Annotated in this window: 22 protein-coding genes; 17 read left to right on the top strand and 5 right to left on the bottom strand. The window is 43.2% G+C overall.

The genetic code is table 11. The annotated features are described in order from the left end of the window. Window positions 1-142: 142 nt before the first annotated feature. Window positions 143-406 (top strand): GIY-YIG nuclease family protein, encoded by a 264-nt coding sequence (locus tag ABIN22_RS17250; RefSeq protein WP_109733313.1) that lies wholly within the window; start codon window positions 143-145, stop codon window positions 404-406. 75 nt (window positions 407-481) lie between these two features. Here ABIN22_RS17250 and ABIN22_RS17245 read toward each other — a convergent pair whose 3' ends face one another. From ABIN22_RS17245 to ABIN22_RS17230, 4 genes are all read right to left on the bottom strand, one after another. Continuing rightward, on the bottom strand, window positions 482-1,456 hold the full coding sequence (locus ABIN22_RS17245; RefSeq protein WP_346910166.1) for a 3-isopropylmalate dehydrogenase: 975 nt from the start codon (window positions 1,454-1,456) through the stop codon (window positions 482-484). Window positions 1,457-1,884: 428 nt separating this feature from the next. Next, window positions 1,885-2,421 (bottom strand): rubrerythrin, encoded by a 537-nt coding sequence (rbr, locus tag ABIN22_RS17240; RefSeq protein WP_109733315.1) that lies wholly within the window; start codon window positions 2,419-2,421, stop codon window positions 1,885-1,887. A gap of 234 nt (window positions 2,422-2,655) precedes the next feature. Further along, window positions 2,656-3,198 carry an NADH peroxidase gene (locus tag ABIN22_RS17235; RefSeq protein ID WP_109733316.1) on the bottom strand — a complete coding sequence of 181 codons (543 nt, stop codon included), beginning with the start codon at window positions 3,196-3,198 and terminating at the stop codon, window positions 2,656-2,658. A 193-nt stretch (window positions 3,199-3,391) separates the two neighbouring features. Beyond that, window positions 3,392-3,787 (bottom strand): Fur family transcriptional regulator, encoded by a 396-nt coding sequence (locus ABIN22_RS17230; RefSeq protein WP_109733317.1) that lies wholly within the window; start codon window positions 3,785-3,787, stop codon window positions 3,392-3,394. Between the two features lie 520 nt (window positions 3,788-4,307). On the opposite strand from ABIN22_RS17230, the gene ABIN22_RS17225 reads away from it, so the two are divergent. Together ABIN22_RS17225 and ABIN22_RS17220 are read left to right on the top strand one after the other, a co-directional pair. Beyond that, window positions 4,308-5,414 (top strand): C40 family peptidase, encoded by a 1,107-nt coding sequence (locus tag ABIN22_RS17225; protein WP_346910163.1) that lies wholly within the window; start codon window positions 4,308-4,310, stop codon window positions 5,412-5,414. An 852-nt stretch (window positions 5,415-6,266) separates the two neighbouring features. Continuing rightward, window positions 6,267-6,476 carry a DUF1858 domain-containing protein gene (locus ABIN22_RS17220; protein WP_109733319.1) on the top strand — a complete coding sequence of 70 codons (210 nt, stop codon included), beginning with the start codon at window positions 6,267-6,269 and terminating at the stop codon, window positions 6,474-6,476. Window positions 6,477-6,602: 126 nt separating this feature from the next. Here the strand turns inward: ABIN22_RS17220 and ABIN22_RS17215 are convergent, their stop codons facing one another. Further along, window positions 6,603-7,325 carry an adaptor protein MecA gene (locus ABIN22_RS17215; protein ID WP_109733320.1) on the bottom strand — a complete coding sequence of 241 codons (723 nt, stop codon included), beginning with the start codon at window positions 7,323-7,325 and terminating at the stop codon, window positions 6,603-6,605. A gap of 544 nt (window positions 7,326-7,869) precedes the next feature. Between ABIN22_RS17215 and ABIN22_RS17210 the strand changes: the two genes are divergently transcribed. From ABIN22_RS17210 to ABIN22_RS17145, 14 genes are all read left to right on the top strand, one after another. Continuing rightward, a complete protein-coding gene (locus ABIN22_RS17210) occupies window positions 7,870-8,751 on the top strand; it encodes a carbohydrate ABC transporter permease (protein WP_109733321.1) in 882 nt (293 codons plus the stop codon). Window positions 8,752-8,765: 14 nt separating this feature from the next. Beyond that, complete coding sequence (locus tag ABIN22_RS17205) at window positions 8,766-9,602, top strand: carbohydrate ABC transporter permease (RefSeq protein ID WP_109733322.1); 837 nt, start codon at window positions 8,766-8,768, stop codon at window positions 9,600-9,602. Between the two features lie 59 nt (window positions 9,603-9,661). Further along, complete coding sequence (locus tag ABIN22_RS17200; RefSeq protein ID WP_118622569.1) at window positions 9,662-10,981, top strand: ABC transporter substrate-binding protein; 1,320 nt, start codon at window positions 9,662-9,664, stop codon at window positions 10,979-10,981. Between the two features lie 77 nt (window positions 10,982-11,058). Beyond that, window positions 11,059-12,819, top strand: a complete 1,761-nt coding sequence (locus ABIN22_RS17195; protein WP_118622567.1) for a putative glycosyl hydrolase — start codon at window positions 11,059-11,061, stop codon at window positions 12,817-12,819. Window positions 12,820-13,372: 553 nt separating this feature from the next. Beyond that, window positions 13,373-13,618 carry a hypothetical protein gene (locus tag ABIN22_RS17190; RefSeq protein ID WP_109733325.1) on the top strand — a complete coding sequence of 82 codons (246 nt, stop codon included), beginning with the start codon at window positions 13,373-13,375 and terminating at the stop codon, window positions 13,616-13,618. A gap of 145 nt (window positions 13,619-13,763) precedes the next feature. Then, entirely contained in the window at window positions 13,764-15,734 is a 1,971-nt protein-coding gene (locus ABIN22_RS17185) for a glycosyl hydrolase family 18 protein (RefSeq protein ID WP_346910159.1), read from the top strand. Window positions 15,735-15,795: 61 nt separating this feature from the next. Then, the gene (locus tag ABIN22_RS17180) at window positions 15,796-16,497 is read left to right on the top strand and encodes an N-acetylmuramoyl-L-alanine amidase (RefSeq protein WP_242996227.1); all 702 of its coding nucleotides are present in this window, start codon (window positions 15,796-15,798) and stop codon (window positions 16,495-16,497) included. Window positions 16,498-16,583: 86 nt separating this feature from the next. Beyond that, window positions 16,584-18,110 (top strand): L-threonylcarbamoyladenylate synthase, encoded by a 1,527-nt coding sequence (locus ABIN22_RS17175; protein ID WP_109733360.1) that lies wholly within the window; start codon window positions 16,584-16,586, stop codon window positions 18,108-18,110. Then, the gene (gene upp / locus ABIN22_RS17170; RefSeq protein ID WP_109733327.1) at window positions 18,110-18,739 is read left to right on the top strand and encodes a uracil phosphoribosyltransferase; all 630 of its coding nucleotides are present in this window, start codon (window positions 18,110-18,112) and stop codon (window positions 18,737-18,739) included. The genes ABIN22_RS17175 and upp overlap by 1 nt, the downstream gene beginning before the upstream one ends. A gap of 20 nt (window positions 18,740-18,759) precedes the next feature. Continuing rightward, the gene (locus tag ABIN22_RS17165; protein ID WP_109733328.1) at window positions 18,760-19,248 is read left to right on the top strand and encodes a deoxycytidylate deaminase; all 489 of its coding nucleotides are present in this window, start codon (window positions 18,760-18,762) and stop codon (window positions 19,246-19,248) included. Between the two features lie 168 nt (window positions 19,249-19,416). After that, complete coding sequence (locus ABIN22_RS17160; protein ID WP_109733329.1) at window positions 19,417-19,626, top strand: pro-sigmaK processing inhibitor BofA family protein; 210 nt, start codon at window positions 19,417-19,419, stop codon at window positions 19,624-19,626. Between the two features lie 256 nt (window positions 19,627-19,882). Further along, window positions 19,883-20,806, top strand: coding sequence for a P-loop NTPase family protein (locus ABIN22_RS17155; protein ID WP_346910156.1), 924 nt, complete (start codon window positions 19,883-19,885; stop codon window positions 20,804-20,806). Further along, window positions 20,806-22,080 (top strand): TadA family conjugal transfer-associated ATPase, encoded by a 1,275-nt coding sequence (locus ABIN22_RS17150; protein ID WP_346910154.1) that lies wholly within the window; start codon window positions 20,806-20,808, stop codon window positions 22,078-22,080. The genes ABIN22_RS17155 and ABIN22_RS17150 overlap by 1 nt, the downstream gene beginning before the upstream one ends. After that, on the top strand, window positions 22,034-22,720 hold the full coding sequence (locus ABIN22_RS17145; RefSeq protein WP_346910152.1) for a type II secretion system F family protein: 687 nt from the start codon (window positions 22,034-22,036) through the stop codon (window positions 22,718-22,720). The genes ABIN22_RS17150 and ABIN22_RS17145 overlap by 47 nt, the downstream gene beginning before the upstream one ends. The last annotated feature ends 5 nt before the right edge of the window (window positions 22,721-22,725 follow it).

The raw sequence follows: 22,725 nt of genomic DNA, 5'->3' as shown, positions 1-22,725 counted from the left end.
ACAATCCGTTTTGCTGCCTGCATTTAGTATAATATTTGAAACGAAAAAAATCAATCGAAGAAGTGAATCGTATGGACAATGCTACTGTTTAAAACGTGCCGTGCACAGTAACTGGACAATAATTTAAAGGAAGAGATAAAATATGAATTTTACTTATATACTGAGATGCAATGATGGAAGTCTGTATACCGGCTGGACAAATGACCTTGAAAAGCGGCTGGGTGACCATAACGCAGGGAAGGGCGCTAAGTATACAAAGGGCAGAAGACCCGTGGAACTGGCCTATTATGAGATTTATGAGACAAAGGAAGAAGCAATGAAACGGGAATATGCAATCAAGCACCTTACCCGGGAGCAGAAGATGAATCTGCTCCATATGGGGAAAGGTAAGGATAAATGTGAATAAATAAAAATATTAACCAATCGTACTTAAAACCATAAATATAAACTGCAGGCCGCTGTTTACAGATCTGCCTGCAAATTAATTGCTTCTGTTCCGTACCTGTTGAATATAATCCTGAATATCCTCTTTCTTCAAGTGAAATTTCTGGTGTAGTTTTTCACAGACGGTGGATTCTCCATACCCGTCTTCAAGCAGGATTTCAACAAAAAGCAGGATATCATTACGGGTGACTTCTTTAGTGACTTCTTTAGTGACTTTGTTGGTGACTTCTTTAGTGACTTTGTTAGTAACTTCTTTGGTAACTTTATTTGTAACTTCTTCAGTAACCTCTTTAGTGATTTCTTTAGCAATTTCCTTAGTAGCCTTTTCCAGGTCCTCAGCCCATAATTCATGCAGTGCTTCGCACATTGATCTCGCCTCCTCCATTGCCGCGGGGTTAGCCCGCACTATTAAATCCATAGCAGCCTGATAGAGTTTAGAATCTTTATGCTGCTCATAGTCTTCAAACAAAACATTCAGACTCTGGTCAGGCTGTAAGTCTGTACGCAGACTGCCCAGCCATCGGTTCTCTTCCGGGGATAATTCTTTTGATATTAAAATTTGTATTGGAAAGGGGTCACCCTCCAGATAATAAATTCCCGGGGCAGTCTTTCGGACTTCAAGTTTTCGAAAACGTGTAACTTCTTCCAGCATTTTACGCGGATACCTGCTGCAGACGAATGTTATAGTGATATCATCCTGTTTAATTGCATTCGTCTGCTCTGAATTGGACTTGTAAAAGCAGGCATAGCCATAAACCTTATAAAAATCATCAATATTCAGGGTGTCTTCCGGGCTTTTATATTCGAAGATATTATGTCCCTTTAATAATCGGCCCATATTCTTTTTCAACGGTTCAGAACCATTTTTTTTAATGACCAGTGCATCAATCCTCATGGGCATCTTGTTTAATTCCAACTCGGAAAGAAAAATAAGACGGTCAGCTTCCTCTCCAAAGTCAATCTGCATGGCGGCAATAAATGCCGGATGCCATTGCAGCCTTTTATCTGTCATGTACTGCACCTCCATTATAGCATGTGAAATGTACGGAGTATATCTGTTTGTAACTTAAAAATGTGCATTACTGTTCGCTGATATGACTATTTCAGGTCATCTGGGAACAATAATCCACTGACAGTCCTGTAAACAATAATCTTTTTTATCTGCTGCAGCTTTATTCAATTGTGAAATACAAATCTGGATTTTTTGACGAAAGTCAGAAAATATAATATTCCGGAAATAAAGATTTGTATGGCCAGAATACCATTTCGGAAAAACAATTTCAATGTGTTTATTGTTGAAAAATAGGGGTATATTGTTGATACTTTAGAAGTTAGATTTGTGGAAATGTATATTAGTTTATAAAAACGACCATGCATGAACAGAAATGTTCATGCATGGTCGTTTGTTATTTTGATCACGCCTAAAGATATGGCCCGTATTTAGTAGTTTTCGGCTTTTCTTTCGAAGTAAGCACGTGGATGTGCACATACCGGACATACTTCAGGAGCTTCATCACCCTGATAGATATATCCACAGTTTCCACATTTCCATCCAAGAGGAGCTTCATCTTTGAATGTCTGTCCAGCACGGAAGTGGTCAAGAAGTCTCTGATAGCGTTTTTCATGAGAAGCTTCTACTTCTGCAACACCTCTGAATTTAGCAGCCAGTTCTGTGAAACCTTCTTCTTCAGCCTCTTTAGCCATGCGTGCATACATATCTGTCCACTCATAGTTCTCGCCTGCAGCAGCGTCTGCCAGGTTCTCTTCTGTATTACCGATTCCGTGGAATTCTTTGAACCACATTTTTGCGTGTTCTTTTTCCTGGTCAGCAGTCTCTAAGAAGATGTTTGACATCTGTACATAGCCAGCTTTTCTTGCAGCGGATGCATAGTATGTATACTTATTGCGTGCCTGTGATTCTCCTGAGAATGCCTCCATAAGATTCTGTTCTGTTTTTGTTCCTGCGTACTTAGACATAGTGTAAATCCTCCTTTATTTTTTGGTGCTTCTGACGGCAGTGCCGCCGGTTCGTCCACGAGGCATTCCGTTTGGAATGACTACTTTATGGATAAGTTTATTATACCATTATGAACATATGTTTCAATAAAAATTAGATAAAATGTGGATAAATTTTCCATGTAAGAGTAAATGACCTGCAAAGGAGGGGAAACTCCAATGCAGGTATTTACATATGAATCCTATTATTTTGGATTAGCCGAAGTATCTCTTTAACAGACCCTCGAATGCTTTTCCGTGGCGTGCTTCATCTCTTGCCATCTCGTGTACTGTATCATGGATTGCATCCAAGTTAGCAGCTTTTGCACGTTTTGCAAGGTCAAACTTACCAGCTGTAGCTCCGTTCTCAGCATCAACTCTCATCTCCAGGTTCTTCTTAGTGCTGTCTGTAACAACTTCACCTAATAACTCAGCAAATTTAGAAGCATGTTCTGCCTCTTCGTAAGCAGCTTTTTCCCAGTACAGGCCGATCTCAGGATATCCTTCTCTATGAGCAACTCTTGCCATTGCAAGATACATACCTACTTCTGAGCATTCTCCTTCAAAGTTAGCTCTTAAATCAGCGATGATGTCTTCGCTTACGCCCTGAGCAACGCCTACAACATGCTCTGCAGCCCATTCTCTTTCACCTGTCTGCTCTTTGAACTTCTCAGCTGGTGCTTTACAGATTGGACATTCTGCCGGTGCTGCATCTCCCTCGTGAACATAACCACATACTGTACATACAAATTTTTTCATAATTTAAATCTCCTTTTCTTTTTATAATATTTTTTATTTTGTTTAGCCGATAGACCAATAAGGTCCGGCAGTAATTTATTTTAATATAGGAAGTAATCTTACTTCCTATATTAATCACATGGTAAATTTGAAAATCTCTCATACAGTCTGGCTGCATGGATTGTGTGGAACGTGTTATAAAGGGGTTCCTTCCTTATGACTTTTGGATGCAGTCACCGCATTTTCCGTAAAAAATTGTGGTACTGGATTCTATAATACCGTCGAAGTTTTCGGCAGCTGCTTTATTGACCTGTTCGATATTCTTCATATCCAGGTCCAGATCCAGAACCTTTCTGCAGCTAGTGCAGAAAAAATGATTGTGCGGCTGGATATTTCCATCAAATCTATCTCCGCCGTCGGGGGCCGGAATCTTTATCGCCTCTCCAATGTCAGTCAGCAGGTTTAAATTCCGGTATACGGTACCAAGGCTGATGTTTGGAAATTCTTTCTTCACATGCAGGTAAACCGTATCGGCAGTGGGATGTTCTTTCGTCATCGCCAGATAACTTTTGATGCATTCTCGTTGCCGACTATACTTCAAAGCTGCCAATGTAAACCTCCTTTTAATCTGTAAAGTAATAATAGTAATTGTTACTGTAGTTAGAATATAATACATAATCACACAAATGTCAATACTATTTTTAAAAAAAGTAATTTTTTTTTGTGGGTAAACAAAGGCCTTAGAAAATGGATATTCCTATATTTCTATTATAGAAGCTTTCAGACATATATGGATGAAGATTTTGTGAAAATTAAAAGTTTATAAACATCTATATAGAAGGAATAGAACTGATAAAATGTTACAAAATAATTAACAAAATGGTTGATAAAACTTTTTTAAATAATGGAATATAAAGGAAACTGTCGAACTATGTAGCATGAAAACGCTTGAAAATATGTTGACACATCGGAAATAGGTTGCTATAATAACATCGTAACAAAAGTTAACAATTATGTAACATTTAGAACTTCCTACAAAAGATAAAGACACTTGAACCCAGGGGAATCAATTCATTACCCCACGGGTAGATTTGCAGCAAAGCTGCAAGAAAGGCTTAAGGAGGTTTTATATGAAAGCAGCACGTATGAAGCAGAAATTGATTCTTTCTGCTTTAGCAGGAGCGATTATGGTTCCGGGGAGTGTAATTACGGTTAAGGCCGCGGACAGCAGTGAAGAAAATGTTCCGGTCATTCCGGTTGCAGGAATCGAATCGATAGTAAAAGAAAGCTACCAGACAAATGTAAAGGAGAACATTAATCTTTATCTGGTACAAAATAGCGAGGGTGAGTATTTAAATATGGCATTTTCTAATGTGAGTGACTATGCTTACATTAGAAGTGCCCCGGATGAAGCAAGTGACTGGGTCGGCAAGCTGTATCAGAATTCAGCGGCCGAGGTACTTGAATATAATGAAGGCTGGACAAAGATCAGGTCCGGTTCGGTAGAAGGCTATGTGCCTGCCGACTGTCTGCTGACAGGGAGCAGCGCCGAGGCACATGCCACAGAATATGAACAGAACCAGGCAACAGTGAATGCCGATCTTCTGAATGTCAGGGACGGGCAGGGAACCGATGCCGGAATACTGACCCAGATTACGGCGGGGCAGCAGTATGAAGTAACAGGTGAAGCTGTTAACGGATGGTATCCTGTAAAAGTAGGAGAAACAAATGGATGGGTATGTGGTGACTATATAGATGTACAGAAACAGTATGCATATGCTGAATCCAAGGAGGAAGAGGAACAGCGCATCGCACGCGAAGAAGCTGCAAAGCAGGCCGAGGAGGCCCGCAGACAACAGGAAGCCCTGGAGGCGGCTGCGATCAAGGATCAGGCGGCCGGTGGACAGGCAGTCATTGATTATGCGTGCCAGTTTATAGGAAACCCCTATGTATGGGGCGGAACAAGCCTCACAGAGGGCGCTGACTGTTCCGGATTCGTACAATCCGTATATGCAAACTTTGGAATCAGCCTGCCGCGGACAACATGGGATATGGAATCTGTAGGGACGGCAGTTAATTATGAGGATGCAATTCCAGGCGATATTGTCTTATATGATGGTCATGTGGGCCTGTATATGGGAGATGGTAACATCGTCAACGCAATGAACGAGTCAGACGGCATCGGAATATGCAGCGCAACTTATGCACCGATCATAACGGTGAGGAGAGTATTATAATATAGATTATGAAGGCACAGTATTGGGGAGAAATCAGGAAACTGATAATACTGTGCCGGACAAATAGAATAATGAAAGCTGCACTGAAAAAAATATTTTTCTGGTGCGGCTTTTTTAGTGTATTCTTCCACTTTGGATAAGAAGATACATAGTTCGACAAAAATAATTTGGCAAGCAAATGTATTTGTTCAGACATTATGGAAAGATATAGGAAAAAAGCTCGGATTTTGCAGGAAATGTGAAAAGGATGGCATAGACAAAGTGCACAAAAATGTAAAATAATGTCGAAAGTGTGGAAAAAGAAGTTTTCAACTTATCCACACTAAATTCCAAAAAAAACGTGGAAAAATATAGTTTTTAGCAAAGTTATCCACATTATCCACACAAAAACATGTGTTTTATGTGGATTACTTTTCTAAAAAAAAGAACGGACGTTTTGTTCAGTTATTATGAAATTAATTTTTTGTCGAAAAAAATCAGCAAAATGATTGACTTTTGAGTAGTCAAAAATTGAAAATAATTGTGCGAACAATTCAGAAAATTATCTCGAGATGTACCTGATTTCTGCGTAGGTTTTATGACTTTAGATCAGATGTATTATAAGATATTATGTAACTGTTCAGTACAGGACTGTGCATTTACTGCACAGTCCGTACGAAAACGTAGAACAGCCAGAAGCAAGCCCCATCGCCAAAGGCGATTTTCATGGGCTTGCGGTGTAACTGTTCATGGTTCTGAACAGTTACTTATATTTTAGACATTAATATACAATAAATTTGCATTTTAGACGGTTGATTATTTAAAAAATAGGGACTATAATAAAAAGCACTAATAATGTAAGGAGGAAAAGAAATGTCCAAAATTTCTAAAGATACGACAATCGGAGAATTATTACAGATTTATCCGGACGCAGCACCTATTTTAATGGAGATTGGCATGCATTGCCTTGGATGCCCGTCTGCACAGATGGAGTCTCTTGCAGAGGCGGCTATGGTGCATGGTCTTGATTCCGACCTGCTTGTAGAAAAGATCAACGCTTCTATGAATGCAGCCGGTGTATAATAGTTACTGCTTACAGGCGTGCCAGTGAACCGTAACGTATCATAAAATATGACCGCATGTGGTGTTATCCACATAAAAATCCCCGGAAGGCATAACCTCCCGGGGATTTTTATCAAACTGTTTTCCTTATACAGAAGCAAGCTTCTGCACAGCATTTGCGGAAATCATGATATCGCAGTGCTCCTCAAGAAATGCAAGGGTTGCACCGGAAGCTTTTTCCAGAGATCCATATTCGGAAAGCATATTACATATCTTATTGAACTCCTTGTTGGAATGGCCTGACTGTGTCAGGGCCAGGATATATAATTCATTCTCCGTATCATGGTAAAGTGTATTGGAGCCGTGGTATACAGGTCCAAGAAGATGGGCGACCTGGATCACACGATCCATGCTGTCAAAAGAGAACAGGCGCACATTAAACGGCGCAGGCGCGTCGGCAACCGTGGATGATGCATCCTTTGTGTCAGCTGCAGCCTCCTTTACCTTGTTAAGCAAATTCAGGAATTCCTCTGCCCCTTCCAGCTTCTCCAGAGTCTCAGGTACGACGGAGTCTGCCTCCCCCAGTGGTGTAAACTTGGAAAACCTGGTATCTAATTCTTCCGGATCTTCTACCTTTGTGATGATTAAAACGATAGAATCCGCTGAAGCAGGAATTGCTTCTATCATCAAAGGGATGTCTTCTGCCTCAAAGCCAAAGTCGAAAGACGCCTGCTGCATCATATCTCTAAAAAGAGATTTAGCTTTTTCTGTGCCGTAGGCAAGCTCGCTTAATTTCAGGTGGCGCGCTGCCAGGTCGGCACGTGTCAGTGTACAGCGAATCTGATTGTCGTTCAGTTTTTCGATTTTCATATAATCACATCCTCACGAATTGTAATATCAAAAAAATATATATCTTCTCACTATTAGTATAAACAAAAACAAAAAATATGTAAAGGAATTTAGGAAGAGTTTATAAAAAAATGCAGTTAAAAAATTTGTATTAAAAATATGAAAAAAGATATTGACATTATCGTTAATATGAACGATAATACAAATATAAGAAAAAGAGAGCGGAAATAACTTTAAATACGAAAAATATCACAAAAATATAGAAAGAAACAAAATGAATATACGCGTTATTAATAAAAAAATAGTGGATTCAAAAGAAGCAATCTAGGAACGATAATATAATAATCATATAAATTTAATTAGAGAGGAGGAAAAAGTATGAAAAAGAGACTGGCAGGAGGGGGACTGGAGGCCCCGAAGATCATTCAGGAATGCAGAAGGGAAAAAGCCATATCCGGGAAATGCCTAAGTGGCGGTGCAGTAAGGTTTTGGCTCTAGTGAGAACAACGTTATGAGAACTTTCAGGCTGCAGGAAATTGGCTGCCATAAAAACTGAGGTGATAATGTGAAAAAGAAAAGAGACGAAAAATCGGGGTATCTGTTTATACTTCCCGCCACGTTGATGCTTCTGGGTGTGAATATCTACCCATTAGTCAGAGGTATCATGCTGGCTTTTACAAACCGCAATTTCTTATACCCTAAAAAAACAAAAATTGTGGGATTAAAAAACTTCATAGAAATTATTTTCCGGGATAAAGAATTCTGGGGAGTTCTGGGATTCACATTTTTCTTTGCAATTGCATCTGTCGTGATTATTTACCTGATTGGACTTTGCATTGCACTGCTGATTAACAGAGAGTTTAAAGGAAAGAATTTTTTCCGGGCACTGTTTCTGCTTCCCTGGGTTATTCCATCCGTAGTTGCGGCAAACTCCTGGATCTGGATGATGAATGACCAGACTGGATTCATTAACACGACACTGATGAAATGGGGCGTTATCAAAGAGCCGATTTTGTTTCTGGCGACGAAACATGCGGCACAGCTATCTGCAATCATGGTAAACGCATGGAAGAGCTTTCCGTTTATGCTGCTGGTTCTTTTAGCGGCGATGCAGAATATAGATCATGGCTTATATGAGTCGGCAAGAATCGACGGTGCAAGCCGATTCCAGTGTTTCCGTTATATTACCATGCCTATGATCAAAGGTATAAGTGTAGTCTCCACAGTCCTGATGATGATCTGGAGCTTCAATAACTTTGAAAATGTATATCTGCTGACAAGAGGCGGCCCGGCGAGAGCGACGATGAATATCTCAATTTATACATATAATCTCGCTTTCTACAGGAATCAATGGGGATATGCGTCAGCAGTAGCCGTAGTTATGATGATCATTATGTTCGCTTTGTCTTATGTATACCGAAGGCTGCTGCGGACACAGGATGATTAAGGGAGGAGAACAGTATGAATAAGTATAAAAAATTAAAAGCGACAGCATTTTATGCAGTACTGCTGCTTATTGGACTTCTGATCAACCTTCCTATTATTAATATGGTTGGCTCAGCGTTTAAGAGCAGCAAAGAGATTTTTACGAATAATAATCTCTTCCCACACCACCCGACAGTGGAAAATTTTAAAAACGTACTCGAAAGGACACCATTTTTCCAGTATGTTCTAAACAGCCTGATGGTGGCGATTGTCGTATCCATTATAGTGGCGGTTGTATCGTGCCTCGCGGGATACGCAATCTCAAGGTATGCGAAAAAAATTAAGTTTTTTAAGCATTACTCCAGCCTGTTCCTGATCCTTCAGATGTTCCCGGGCGTCCTTCTTATGATTCCGGTTGTAGTGCTGCTGAGTGACATTGGTTTAGGGGATTCACTGTGGGGGCTGATACTGGTTTATGTCTCTACGAACATTCCGTTTTGTACATGGATGATCAGCGGATTCTTTGACGGAATACCGTCAGAGATTGATGAAGCGGCTAAAATAGACGGCTGTAATGTATTTCAGTCCTTTGCAAAAATAGTGGTTCCGCTTTCCAGCTCAGGAATTGCATCTATTATTATTTTTACATTCATCAACTGCTGGAATGAATATATGCTGGCAAATGTTATCCTGAAGAGTCAGGATTTGAGAACACTGCCGTTGGGCCTGCAGACATTTATTATGCAGTTTGACACAGATTGGAGCTCCCTGATGGCGGCCTCCACAATGACAATTATTCCGGTACTGTTTTTCCTGATATTTATGCAGAAGCATATTGTATCCGGGCTGACGGCCGGGGCGGTAAAGGGCTAGAATCTGATAGTGGGATGCACTATTAAGATAGAAGAAAAGTAGAAAAAGGAGAATGTAAGATGAAAAAGAGAACGAAAAAAATTATGAGCCTCCTTCTTGCAGGAGCAATGGTAGTATCTCTCGCTGGATGTGGAAAATCAGGCGGAAGTGACAGTTCAAAAGACAGTGATTCAAAGGGATCAGGGGTTGCCGAGATTACATTTTGGGATATGCCGTGGGGACCGGCGGAATACCAGAATGTAGCAGAAAAACTGGTGGATCAGTTTAATGAGGAACATAAGGATACGATTAAAGTAAAATATCAGTCGATTCCTTGGGACGGATGCTTTAATGCATTCAATGTTGCTATTGAATCGGGTGCAGATCTTGATGTTAGTACCGGTTCTGCATATCAGCCTCATCAGTTCGCGGAGATGGACGAAATCCTGCCGATGGATGATGTGGTGAAGGCGTTTGAAGAGGAAGGAAAGCTGGATGACTTTGTAGACGGAAGCCTGGATCAGTTCCAGATGGATGGCCAGCAGGTTGCAATGCCCTGGAATATTGACCCGAAGGGAATCTACTATAATAAAGAAATGCTGGATGCGGCAGGTCTTACTGCACCGACTACATGGGATGAATTTTACGACTGCTGTAAGGCGCTGACAAAAGACGGCGTATACGGGCTTGCTCTTGCAGGAAATAACCCGTGGCAGTTAGAAGCCCTGATGTTCGATAACGGCGGAAGCTATATTGATGAAGACAAACAGGCGAACTTTGATACTCCGCAGACAAAAGAAGCGCTGGAATTCCTCAGAAAGCTGAAAGATGTATGCGCACCGGGAAGTGCAGGCTATAAGCGTGATGAGGCGGTAAAGCTTTTTATGCAGGAAAAGGCAGCGTTTATAGTAATGAGCGCGGACTTTAGTGTTGAGATTAAGAACCAGAGTGAAGAATTTTATGATAAATGTGAAGTTTTAGAGCCTCTTACCAGCCCGGAAGGAATCCAGAGAGGCATGATGGGAATGAACGGTATTATGGGATACAAGCAGACAAAGCATCCGGAAGAAGTTAAGACATTCATTAAATGGTGGATTGAAAATTCAGATGTGCTTTGGGAAGAAGGACAGATGGGGCCATTCCCGTCCAGAAAATCCCAGATGGAACTTTCCAGTATCGCTGACAACAAATTCAAACAGGTATTTGCAGAATCCATCATTCCTGTAGGTGTTCCGCTGAACTTCCCACATAAGGGAGCATTCCCGGCAGTCAATGTCATTGAGGGAGAGGAACTCGGAGCAGAGGCAAGCAGTACAGTACTGGGAACCGATACACCGATTGACGAAATTACTTCTACAATCAACGATAAGATTCAGACGATTCTGGAGGCAAACGAGTAAATAAATTCGAAGCATATTTAAGACTGGGGGAGTTTCTGATGACCGATTCTTCCCTGGTTTTAAAATAGGAGGATGAAATGAAAGAATTTAAAAATTTTAAGGTGGCAGCATATGTTCATGCGGAATTTCTTCATTTTGCAGATTTGGAACAGATAGAAGCGGGAATCAAGTTTTTTAAGAAATACATTTCCCTGCACAAAGTGTACCTGGAAACACACAGAGGGCTGTATGATATTCCGAATGAGAAAATGGCTCAAATTAAGAAGTTGTTTTTGGAGAATGGAATTGAAGCTTCCGGAGGGATCACCTCAACAATTAAAATAGACGGGCATGAGAAAAACAGTATTTTTGATGTGTTCTGTTTTTCTGATCCAGTATACCGTGAGAAGTATATGGAAATTGTGAAAAATACCGCAGCCCAGTTCGACGAAGTGATTCTGGATGACTTTTTCTTTACGGCATGCCGCTGTGAGATGTGTATCAGGGAAAAAGGAGACAGAACCTGGGCGCAGTTCCGCCTGGATCAGATGGAAGAGATGGCACAGGAGATTGTAAAGCTGGCACATGAGGTCAATCCGAAGTGTAACTTTATCATTAAGTATCCAAACTGGTATGAATCCTATCAGGAATGTGGATACAACCCTGGGAAACAGAGATTTATTTTTGACCATATTTATACAGGAACAGAGAGCAGAAATCCGAAATATGACCAGCAGCATTTGCAGAGATATTTAAGCTACAGCTTAATCCGGCTTCTGGAAAATGCGGCGCCCGGGCGTAATGGGGGCGGCTGGATCGATCAGGGTGCTTCCTGGGATAACCTGAATGTCTGGCTGGAACAGGCTGCACTTACCGTATTTGCAGGCGCAAGAGAACTGATGCTGTTTAACTTCAGCGAACTGCTTGAGACGGCAGCACTGCCGCCTTTGGGCCTTTGCATGGAGCGGGTGGACGCTATCCTGGATAAGACCGGAAATCCGACAGGAACAAGCGTATATGAGCCCTTCGATGCGGACGGCGAGGATCAGCTGATGAACTACATAGGAATGCTGGGAGGCGCTCTGGAGCCGACCCCGGAATTCAAGAAGGAAGAGCCTGTTATCCTGCTGACAGAGAGTGCAGCGTGTGACTCGGAAATCGTGCAGAAGCTGGAGCGGTATATCGCAGAAGGCGGAAATGCGGTTGTGACGACGGGATTTCTCAGGAAGACATATGACAGAGGAATTAAGGAATTGACATCCGTGCGTCTGACTGGCAGAAGAGTCAAGGGGAGAGAATACTGGATTGATTCTTATTATACGAATCACAAATCCTTCTGCAGTGCGAAGGACGATATCAGCATAGAGGCACTGGATTATAAGACGAATGCAACCTGGTGTGAGATTGCAATGATTTCAGGGGACTGTAATTTCCCGTTAGTTTTAGATGATTTTTATGGGAACGGACATCTGTTCGTCTTGAATATCCCGGACAATTTCTCTGATCTGTATCATTTGCCGAAGGATATCATCGGAAGTATCCATAAGATGATGGCAAAGAACCATCCTGTATATCTGGAGGCTGAGGCGAAGTATAATCTCTTCTTATATGATAACGCAACCTTTGGTGTTCAGTCATACCGCCCATATCCGGAGGATTTGGAGATTATCTTAAAGGGTGAGGAATATTGCGGAATACGGGATCTGGAAAGTGGCGAAGAGTTTTATCCATGCGGCGAAAAGATACGCCCGGTTAAACGGTTCGATTCTGCCAAGACAGAAGAAGAACCAGTGGAACATATCATACGCGTACCATTTATGAATGGATTTTTCCGATTCTATGAGCTGATTAAGAAATAAAAGCAGTATCGGCGGTTCTTTGAAAGTGAATAAATTTTTTGCGGCTTCGGGTACAGTGCCTCCTTAACGGTGGCAGCATATCCGAAGCCGCAGTTATTTCTGTGAATCAGGGAAATGTGCAGACTTTCTTCATCTGGACAGCTCAAAATGTGAATAATTTAAATAAAATAGTTCTGGCAGGAAAGTTGTCAACAAATGTGGATGGCTTATGAACAAAAAACACATTGAAATGCCTGCAGGCGCTCACTATAATGGCAGTTACAGAAGATAGTATTCCTGGATAAATAAATGTTTATATGAAAGGAGGAGTAAAGTATTTGGTTTTCTTCTATCAGGATATGAAGGAAATCCTGTCTTTTATGTTAATCAATTCAAATTCAGTTGTCTGTTTCAAAGACAAGATCATCAGAAATTCTTAAGAGGAGTTAACTGCAGATTCATGCTATCTTCCATATTGCGCTTTTATCCGGTGGTACGTCACAATGCCTTCGAGAGGTCATACATAAAAAGCGCCTGTAATATTTATCCGAATCGGCAGGGAAAGGAGCAAGCCATGGAGAACGCTGATACAGCTTACAGCTACAAAGAGTTATACACAGAATTGGAGAATTATGAGAAAAATGGAGTATGTATGTTGATGGACGGCAGCAAGGCCAGCCCGATGCAGATAGTGACCGCGCACATGGTCCGTGAGGAAGGCAGCTATATGCGGGACTATATCCTCGATCCCGAAGGATACATAAAATCACTTATCTTTGTAAATATTAATGAAAATAATGAAAATCATTTTGAGAACTAGGCAGAGAATCCCCCCTGCTGCCGGATAGCCGGCACTTACATGAACGAGAATCATACAAAAAATGAACAGTGGGTAAAAAATATGTTATTCAGGTTGAACTACTCCTGTTTCATAAGGTATAATAGGGTCTAATAGGAGGTGCGGCATGGACGAAAGAGAAAGAAGAGCTGCGAATGCCCAGAGGGCGAGACAGCAGAATGCACAGAGAAGACGCCCAGGCAGCAGCGATGCAAGGACGGGGAATCCCCGGCCGGCAGGCGCAGGCCCGAATGGCCCTAGACCAGGCAGCTCAAGAAGCAGCGGACAGAATCCAAGAAAAAGAAGCAGCCGTGCAAGGAGAAGGAGACGCAATCTGATTATAAGGATATTACTTCTTATTGTACTGATTATCATAGTAATAGGTGGATTAATTGTCTGGAAGAAATACGGCTCATCAAAAGAGAAGGCCGATCTGAAACAATATTATGGAATACAAAGTGATGACGATCTGGCTACAGTTGTGAATAATCAGGTAATCGGCGCGCTGGAAGGCGGAACAGCCGGAGGAAAGGTATTTGACGGTGTGCCTTATATTGAATATTCTGTAGTACGCGATTATATCAATGAGCGTTTCTACTGGGATTCCAATGAAAATGTATTGTTATATACATTACCGAGCGGCAGTGTTTCTGTAAGTGTGGGCAGCAAAGAGTACACAGATATTAAAGAAAAGAAAAGTGAAGATTATGTAATACTGAAGGCAGAAGGAAAGACTGCATATATAGCGCTTGCGTTTATCCAGGAATATACGAACATGGACTATCAGATCTATGAGAGTAAGGATAAAGCAGTGCCTGAGAGAGCGGTTATTGAGTGTGACTGGGGTGAACATTCCTATGCTGTGTTAAAGAGAGATACAGAAGTCAGGTATCAGGGCGGAGTTAAGAGTCCGATTCTGACAGAAGTAAAGAAGTCTGACAAGGTAAGGGTACTGGAAGACGAGAATGACTGGATGAAGGTCCGTACTGATGACGGGTTTATTGGATATGTTAAGACAAGCTCGCTAAAGACCTCTGAAAAGGAAGTAACATCCAGAAAGTTTGATGAACCGGAGTACACGAATATCTCAACAGGCAGTACGATCAACATGGCATGGCATAATGTGGAGAATGACACCGCCAACGGCTATGTACTTGAGACAATCGCAGGTACAAAGGGGCTGACTACAATCGCACCGACATGGTTCAGTATTTCTGACACAGAAGGCAACATATCATCGATTGCCAACTCTGATTATGTAAACTATGCACATCAGTCCAATCTGGATGTATGGGCTGTACTGCGTGATTTTCATGGAGGAATCAACTCCTATGATGAGACATACGAAGTATTGAGTTATACTTCAAAAAGGGAGAATCTGATCAACCAGGTTATTGCGGCGGCGCTGCAGTCACAGGTTGACGGGATCAATCTCGATTTCGAACTGATCTCGGAAGAGTGTGGAGAGCATTATATACAGTTTGTAAGAGAGCTGTCTGTAAAGTGCAGACAGAATGACCTCGTATTTTCTGTGAATGATTATGTTCCAATGCCGTATAATGAGCATTACCATTTGAAGGAACAGGGAATTGTAGCGGATTATGTGATCATCATGGGATATGATGAGCACACAGACGGCTCTTATGAGGCAGGTTCCGTGGCGTCTTATAATTATGTAAAAGATGGCATTGAGAACGCTCTGAAACTGGTTCCGAATACAAAACTCGTGAATGCAATCCCGTTCTATACAAGACTCTGGCTGGAGACACCAAAGACAGCCTCAGAACTGGAGGAAGAAGCGGGAACCGAGGCCGCAGACTATCCGAATAAGGTGAGCAGCACGGCGTTGGGAATGGAAGAGGCAGAGGATATGGTTAAATCTGCCGGTGCAGAGACCACATGGGATGACAAGGCAAAGCAGAATTACGCTGAATGGGAGACTGACGGCGGAACCTACAAGATCTGGCTGGAGGACAGCAAGTCCATTGAGGAAAAGCTGAAGCTCATCAAAGAGAATAATCTTGCCGGAGTTGCCGAATGGCGTCTTGGCTGGGAAAAATCAAATATCTGGGATTTGATTCTTCAATATGTAAATTAGGAAAGAAACATCTCTTTTCCGCATATATTTAGAAATAATATATGGGAAAGGGGATGTTTTTTTGCGCCGGAAATTAGGATTACTGGCACTTATACTGCTGCTCGGGTGTGCAGTGGCAGGCAGCCAGAAGGCGGGGGAATATCTGTATCAGAATTACATGGCGGATGAAAGTGTGCAGACAGCAGCCCAGGCGAAGGCAGAAGGAAAGCAGGTTATCGCTATTGATGCCGGCCATGGTGGAAAAGATCCGGGGAAAGTGGGGATAAATCAGGCATTAGAAAAAGATTTGAACCTGGAGATTGCGAAAAAGGTAAAATCAAATCTGGAGAAACAGGGGTTTGCGGTAGTCATGACCCGTGAAGATGCAGAAGGGCTTGCAGATTCAAAGGCAGAGGACATGAAAGCACGTGTCTCAATTATTAACAAAGCGAAGCCGTCACTGGCTGTCAGTATCCACCAGAACAGTTATCCCGAAGAAAGTATACATGGAGCGCAGGTGTTTTATTATACCCACTCTAAGGAAGGGGAAAACGCTGCGAAGATTATGCAGCAGGCACTGCTAACGGCAGATCCGGACAATAAGAGACAGGCGAAAGCAAATGATACATACTATATGCTGAAGAAAACGGAGGTACCGGTTATCATTGTAGAATGCGGATTTCTGAGTAATTCACAGGAAGCGGAAAAACTTGGAAGTGATGAATACCAGAATGCACTGGCAGAGGCTATTTCTGAGGGGATAAAGGATTGCCTGCCCAAATAAGTGAACAGTAATGTGGATAAGTCTGTAGAAAGCCTGTTCATAAATTTCTGTTTTTTTTTACTATGAATGATGGTATAATGGACCCTATGAAAACAATAATAAAAAAAGTAGATCCTAATCAGATAGACGAAAAAGTGATATTAGAAGCAGGTAACATTCTGAAACAGGGCGGTCTTGTTGCATTTCCTACGGAAACGGTCTATGGACTGGGAGCGAATGCCTTGGATGAGGAGGCGGCAAAGAAGACTTATGCAGCAAAGGGACGTCCTTCAGATAATCCATTGATTGTACACATTGCAGATATGCAGGCTCTGGAAGAGATTGCGGTCAATATACCTCCGGAGACGGAAGAACTGGCCTTTCATTTTTGGCCGGGGCCGCTTACGATGATATTTGAAAAGAGTGGGCAGGTTCCCTATGGCACCACTGGCGGACTGGATACGGTCGCGGTCAGGATGCCGAGCGATGTGATTGCCCGGGAGCTGATTCTGGCAGCAGGTGGTTTTGTTTCTGCGCCCAGCGCTAACACATCGGGACGGCCGAGCCCTACAACTGCGCAGCACGTGCAGGAAGATCTGGACGGCAAGATTGAGATGATTCTGGACGGGGGAAGCGTGGATATCGGTCTGGAATCTACGATTCTGGATATGACAGTCACACCTCCTATGATTCTGCGCCCGGGTGCCGTTACTGTGGATATGCTGGAGAAAGTGATCGGCCCGGTCAGCGTGGATGAGACCATCCTTGGAAGTGAGAGCGATCAGGCCCCAAAAGCGCCGGGAATGAAATACCGCCACTATGCTCCAAAAGCAAAGCTTACGATTGTGGAGGGTACACTCAGGGAAGAAGTGCTCGCTATCCGCCAGCTGGCCTACGCGGCTTTCCGTGAAGGGAAGAAGATTGGAATCATCGCAACGAATGAGACTGAAATTTTTTATACACATGGGCTTGTGAAAAACATAGGTTCCAGAGAGAATGATAAGACGATTGCGAGGAATCTTTATGCCGTTCTACGCGAGTTTGATGAAGAAGATGTCTCAGAGATTTACAGCGAGTCTTTTGCTGTTCAGGGGATTGGCAATGCCATCATGAACAGGCTGGAAAAGGCAGCAGGGCATGTCAGGATTTTTGCTGCGCCGATTGTAAAGCAGCAGAAATACAGGAGAATTATTTTTTTAAGCAATACAGATACAAGCAGGGGGCCTATGGCGGCCGGGCTGTTAAAGCATCAGGATTTAAATCAGGAGTATACGATTGATTCCCGTGGCCTTGTCGTGCTCTTTCCCGAGCCTGCAAATCAAAAGGCGGAGGCAATTATGAAGAGCGGCCAGATGACTCTGGAGGGACATTCTTCCATTGCACTTTCGGCGGATGACCTACAGGAAGATACACTGATCCTTACGATGGAAGACAGCCAGAAGTGGAAAGTAGTTTCAGAGTATGAAAATATTAAAAATGTCTATACTCTAAATGAGTTCACAGAGGACAATACAGAAATACCGAACCCGTATGGGCAGCCATTGACTGCATACGGGGAATGTTATGAGATTATCACGAAGCTGATAGAAAAGTTAACAAATAAATTAAATACATTTACACAAGGAGGAGAATGATGTCAAAAGTACACATTATGGATCATCCATTGATTCAGCACAAAATCAGCTACATCCGCAGAGAAGAGGTAGGGACAAAGGAATTCCGCGAGGTTGTCGGTGAGATTGCCTGCCTGATGTGCTATGAGGCAACACGTGACCTGAAGCTTGGGGATGTAAAGATTAAGACACCAATCTGCGAGACAATCGGAAAAGAACTTGCCGGGAAGAAACTGGCCGTTGTGCCGATTTTAAGGGCCGGACTGGGAATGGTGGACGGAATGCTGACTCTGATACCCGCTGCAAAAGTGGGACATATCGGGCTTTACCGTGATCCGGAGACATTTGAGCCTGTGGAGTATTACTGCAAGCTGCCGGCAGACTGTGATGAAAGACAGGTATTCGTTGTAGATCCTATGCTGGCTACAGGAGGATCAAGCACCGCAGCGATCCAGATGCTGAAGGACAAGGGTGTAAAAAGAATCCGCTTTATGTGTATAATTGCTGCTCCGGAAGGGGTTAAGCGCATGCAGGAGGCACATCCGGATGTTGATATCTATATAGGTGCACTGGATGAACGCCTGAACGAACATAAATATATAGTACCCGGTCTTGGAGATGCAGGAGACCGCATTTTCGGAACGAAATAAATTGAAAGGAGCGATTGGACATGTCAGACAAAAGAGAGGACTATTTGTCCTGGGATGAATATTTCATGGGAGTGGCAATGCTCTCCGGCATGCGTTCCAAAGATCCGAATACTCAGGTAGGATGCTGTATCGTCAGTCAGGACAACAAGATATTATCAATGGGATATAACGGTTTTCCGATCGGCTGTTCAGACGATGAGTTTCCTTGGGCAAGAGAAGGGGATGACCCGCTTGAGACGAAGTATGTTTACTCCACGCACAGCGAGCTGAACGCAATCCTAAACTATAACGGCGGCAGCCTGTCCGGGGCGAAGCTGTATGTTTCCCTGTTCCCCTGCAATGAGTGTGCAAAGGCGATCATTCAGTCTGGGATCAAGGAAGTTATATATGACTGCGACAAATATGCAGACACTGCGGGGGTTATGGCCTCGAAAAGAATGATGGATGCAGCAGGGGTCCGCTATCATCAGTACCACAGGACAAACCGCGAAGTGACAATCAAATTATAAGTAAACGAAACAAGAACTAAAGTGGCAGGTTCCGGAGGCGGAGCCTGCCTTTTTTTGACTTCAAAGGGGTCAGACCCCTTTGAAGCTGGTTGTTAAGAAATTAACGGAATAAATGGAGAACATCCGGAATAAGATATCATATATGCAAGTGGCGGAGGATTTGTGATTATGGAAAATAAACTGGCATCTGCGGTGGTTAATTTTATTGTCAGGGCGATTCTTGGTATGGGACTGATTTTCTTCATCAATCAGTATCTTCTGCCGGGAGATAACACATTAAATGTCGGTTTGAATGCAGTGTCCTTTTTGACAACCGGAAGCCTTGGTATTCCGGGCGTCTGCCTTCTTTACGGAATTTTATTCTATCAAAATTTGTAAGGTTTTCACAAAAACAAACTAATTTAGAAATGGGTCTGGACTTTTAGAAAAACTGTGTTTATAATACGATTCACACAGCAGTTATTCGAGCTGCTGTCACATTCGAACACGGAATCTCCGTGACGAATATATCTTTGGTTAGATTAGCAGGGAAATCTGACCATCACGATCGAGTCAGGCTGCATGAATCGCAGCAGTAAATTCAATTAATTGATGAACAGAGATAACACATTGAAAACAGAACAGGAGGGATACGTTGCATCCGAAGAATTTTGTGATTTGTGATGTGGAGAAAGAGTATGCCAGAAACCTTATGCAGGCAATCAGTGCACGTAAGGAACTGGGATTTCAGATGCATCTGTTTCAGAATCTGGAACATCTTGAGGCATTTTCGAAGAAAAAGGAAATCCACATCCTGCTGCTGGGGGAAGACTACCCGGCCGGTAAAAGGAAAGAGATCTCTGCAAATGTACGCTATGTACTTGTGAAAGGGGAAGAGAAAGGGCTCCTGCCTGATGAAAAAGGGATATACAAGTATCAGTCCGTGGACATGATACTGACCAGAATTCTGGAAGATTCGATGGACGGCGGGGAACTGCTGCGGCACAAGGAAGGACGGGGCGGGCAGCTGATTGGAATTTATTCGCCTGTACACAGGATAGGCAAGACCAGGTTTGCACTGGAACTGGGAAAGGAACTTTCAAAAGAAGGGCCTGTACTGTATCTGAATCTGGAGGAATATTCCGGAATGGATTATTATTTCCCGCAGAATACGGGACAGAATCTGGGGGACCTGCTTTATTATATCCGTCAGGATAAAGGAAATCTGGGACTGAGGATTAGTGCAATGGCAGGGCAGACAGGCGGGCTGGACTATGTGGCGCCCATACCTGTCATTCAGGATTTAAGGGCAGTCGGGGAAGAGGAGTGGCTGCGGCTGTTTGAAGAGATATTCTCAAACTGTATGTATAAACATGTGATTCTGGACCTTGGTGACGGAATCAGAGGGCTGTACCCGATATTGAGGGCATGCAGGACGGTATATACGCTATATACAGATGATCCCGTATCGCAGGCAAAGCTCAGACAGTATTCTGAAAACCTGCGGGTAACCGGATTTGAAGATGTACTGGAGCATACCGTACAGAAAAAAGTGCAGGTAAAGGCAGGTGATCTTTAATGGACCGGCTGGAGCAGATGTACGACAGGGTCCTTCAGAAGATGGACATGGGGCATGAGATGGAAGACGGAGAACTGCTGGAACTCATACATACTGTGCTGAATGAGTCTGGGGAGGAAGAATATATTCCCCTTCAGGAGAAAATCCATTTAAGCAGGGAGTTATTCAATGCGTTTCGAAAGCTCGATATCCTGCAGGAACTAATAGAGGATGAGGAAATCACGGAAATTATGATCAATGGAACAGATAATATATTTCTGGAGAAGAACGGCCGTCTGTTCCAATCGGACAAGCGTTTTGTATCCGGTAATAAACTGGAAGATGTTATCCAGCAGATTGTTGCAGGGACGAACCGGTATGTGAATGAGGCATCGCCGATTGCAGATGCCAGGCTGGAAGACGGGTCCCGTGTAAATGTGGTTCTTAAGCCGGTAGCATTGAATGGCCCTATCATGACGATACGTAAATTCCCGAAGGAAAAGGTAACATTTGATCAGTTGATTTCATGGGGAAGCATCACGGATGAAGTGGTGGAATTTTTGAAAATGCTTGTGGGTGCCAGATATAACATTTTTGTGAGTGGAGGAACCGGGTCAGGAAAAACGACATTCCTGAATGCTATGTCAGACTACCTTCCTAAGGACGAAAGAATTATAACGATTGAGGACAATGCCGAACTGCAGATAAAGGGGGTTCCTAATCTGGTAAGGCTGGAGGCGAGGAATGCAAATCTGGAGGGGGAGGGATCTGTTACGATCCGTGACCTGATCAGGTCGGCACTGCGCATGAGGCCGGACCGGATTATCGTAGGGGAGGTCCGCGGGGACGAGACGGTGGATATGATTTCATCCATGCTCAACGGACACAGCGGCTCAATGTCGACCGGACATGCCAACAACCCGACCGATATGCTGCACCGTCTTGAGACAATGATGATGATGGGGATTGATATGCCCCTGACGGCCATACAAAGGCAGGTAGCATCCGCTATTGATATTATCATCCATTTAGGCAGGCTGAGGGATAAGAGCAGAAAAGTTTTGGAGATTGCCGAGGTTCTCGGTTTTGAAGATGGCATGATACGAATCCACACATTGTATGAATTCAGGGAGGAGGGTATGGAAAATGGGAAAATTAAAGGCAGGCTTATGAAGGTGGAAGAACTCGTTCATTCTGAAAAGCTTCTGGCAGCAGGATATCAGCGGGAAGGAATACCTGCTGGCACTGATGAGGGGGATCCTGCTAACGGGAATAGCGGGATATCTGTTTTATAACTCGTGGCTTTCAGTCATTCTTATGATTCCCGGGACTGCCCTGTATCTTAAGAACTGGCAGAGGGAGCAGTTCCATAAGAAGGAGCAGGAGTTTCGGGAACAGTTCAGGACCGGGATTCAGACGATGGCATCGGCAATGAATGTGGGGTATTCTGTAGAGAATGCAATCAGGGAGGCTTCAAGGGATATGAAAGCGCTGTTCCACAAGAGATGCAGGATACAGAAGGAATTTGACCGCATGATATACCAGATGGACATGAACAGGACCGCCGAACAGGTGATGACGGAATTCGCGGAGAGGGTAAATCAGGAAGACGTTACCAGCTTTACAACGGTATTTGTGACAGCAAAAAGAACGGGCGGGGATAGTATTACGATTATGAGGGATACGGTACGGGATATCAGTGGGAAGATCGAGGTAGAGAAGGAGATACAGACCCTTCTGGCAGCCAGAAAGCTGGAATTTAAAGTAATGTGTATCATACCGGCCGGAATCATCCTGTATATGAGGATTGCTTTTCCTGAATTCATGAATGTTTTGTATGGGAATGTGCTGGGGGTGGTTCTGATGAGCATTTGCATGGGGATATATATTGCGGCTTACCGTATTGGCCAGAAAATAGTGGATATTGAGGTTTAGGAAAA

Origin of the sequence: Faecalicatena orotica, assembly GCF_905197545.1 — a bacterium.
Taxonomy (GTDB): Bacteria; Bacillota; Clostridia; order Lachnospirales; family Lachnospiraceae; genus Faecalicatena_A; species Faecalicatena_A orotica.
The sequence above is the reverse complement of the archived record's forward strand: the minus strand, read 5'-3'. Positions and strand labels throughout refer to the sequence as shown.

What these genes read in the sequence shown, in the direction of transcription:
- rbr (WP_109733315.1), bottom strand. Translation starts at nt 2,421, where the DNA reads ATGTCTAAGTACGCAGGAACAAAAACAGAACAGAATCTTATGGAGGCA.
- ABIN22_RS17225 (WP_346910163.1), top strand. Translation starts at nt 4,308, where the DNA reads ATGAAAGCAGCACGTATGAAGCAGAAATTGATTCTTTCTGCTTTAGCA.
- ABIN22_RS17250 (WP_109733313.1), top strand. Translation starts at nt 143, where the DNA reads ATGAATTTTACTTATATACTGAGATGCAATGATGGAAGTCTGTATACC.
- ABIN22_RS17220 (WP_109733319.1), top strand. Translation starts at nt 6,267, where the DNA reads ATGTCCAAAATTTCTAAAGATACGACAATCGGAGAATTATTACAGATT.
- ABIN22_RS17190 (WP_109733325.1), top strand. Translation starts at nt 13,373, where the DNA reads ATGGAGAACGCTGATACAGCTTACAGCTACAAAGAGTTATACACAGAA.
- ABIN22_RS17245 (WP_346910166.1), bottom strand. Translation starts at nt 1,456, where the DNA reads ATGACAGATAAAAGGCTGCAATGGCATCCGGCATTTATTGCCGCCATG.
- ABIN22_RS17160 (WP_109733329.1), top strand. Translation starts at nt 19,417, where the DNA reads ATGGAAAATAAACTGGCATCTGCGGTGGTTAATTTTATTGTCAGGGCG.
- ABIN22_RS17165 (WP_109733328.1), top strand. Translation starts at nt 18,760, where the DNA reads ATGTCAGACAAAAGAGAGGACTATTTGTCCTGGGATGAATATTTCATG.
- ABIN22_RS17195 (WP_118622567.1), top strand. Translation starts at nt 11,059, where the DNA reads ATGAAAGAATTTAAAAATTTTAAGGTGGCAGCATATGTTCATGCGGAA.
- ABIN22_RS17150 (WP_346910154.1), top strand. Translation starts at nt 20,806, where the DNA reads ATGGACCGGCTGGAGCAGATGTACGACAGGGTCCTTCAGAAGATGGAC.
- ABIN22_RS17215 (WP_109733320.1), bottom strand. Translation starts at nt 7,325, where the DNA reads ATGAAAATCGAAAAACTGAACGACAATCAGATTCGCTGTACACTGACA.
- upp (WP_109733327.1), top strand. Translation starts at nt 18,110, where the DNA reads ATGTCAAAAGTACACATTATGGATCATCCATTGATTCAGCACAAAATC.
- ABIN22_RS17205 (WP_109733322.1), top strand. Translation starts at nt 8,766, where the DNA reads ATGAATAAGTATAAAAAATTAAAAGCGACAGCATTTTATGCAGTACTG.
- ABIN22_RS17145 (WP_346910152.1), top strand. Translation starts at nt 22,034, where the DNA reads ATGAGGGGGATCCTGCTAACGGGAATAGCGGGATATCTGTTTTATAAC.
- ABIN22_RS17200 (WP_118622569.1), top strand. Translation starts at nt 9,662, where the DNA reads ATGAAAAAGAGAACGAAAAAAATTATGAGCCTCCTTCTTGCAGGAGCA.
- ABIN22_RS17185 (WP_346910159.1), top strand. Translation starts at nt 13,764, where the DNA reads ATGGACGAAAGAGAAAGAAGAGCTGCGAATGCCCAGAGGGCGAGACAG.
- ABIN22_RS17175 (WP_109733360.1), top strand. Translation starts at nt 16,584, where the DNA reads ATGAAAACAATAATAAAAAAAGTAGATCCTAATCAGATAGACGAAAAA.
- ABIN22_RS17235 (WP_109733316.1), bottom strand. Translation starts at nt 3,198, where the DNA reads ATGAAAAAATTTGTATGTACAGTATGTGGTTATGTTCACGAGGGAGAT.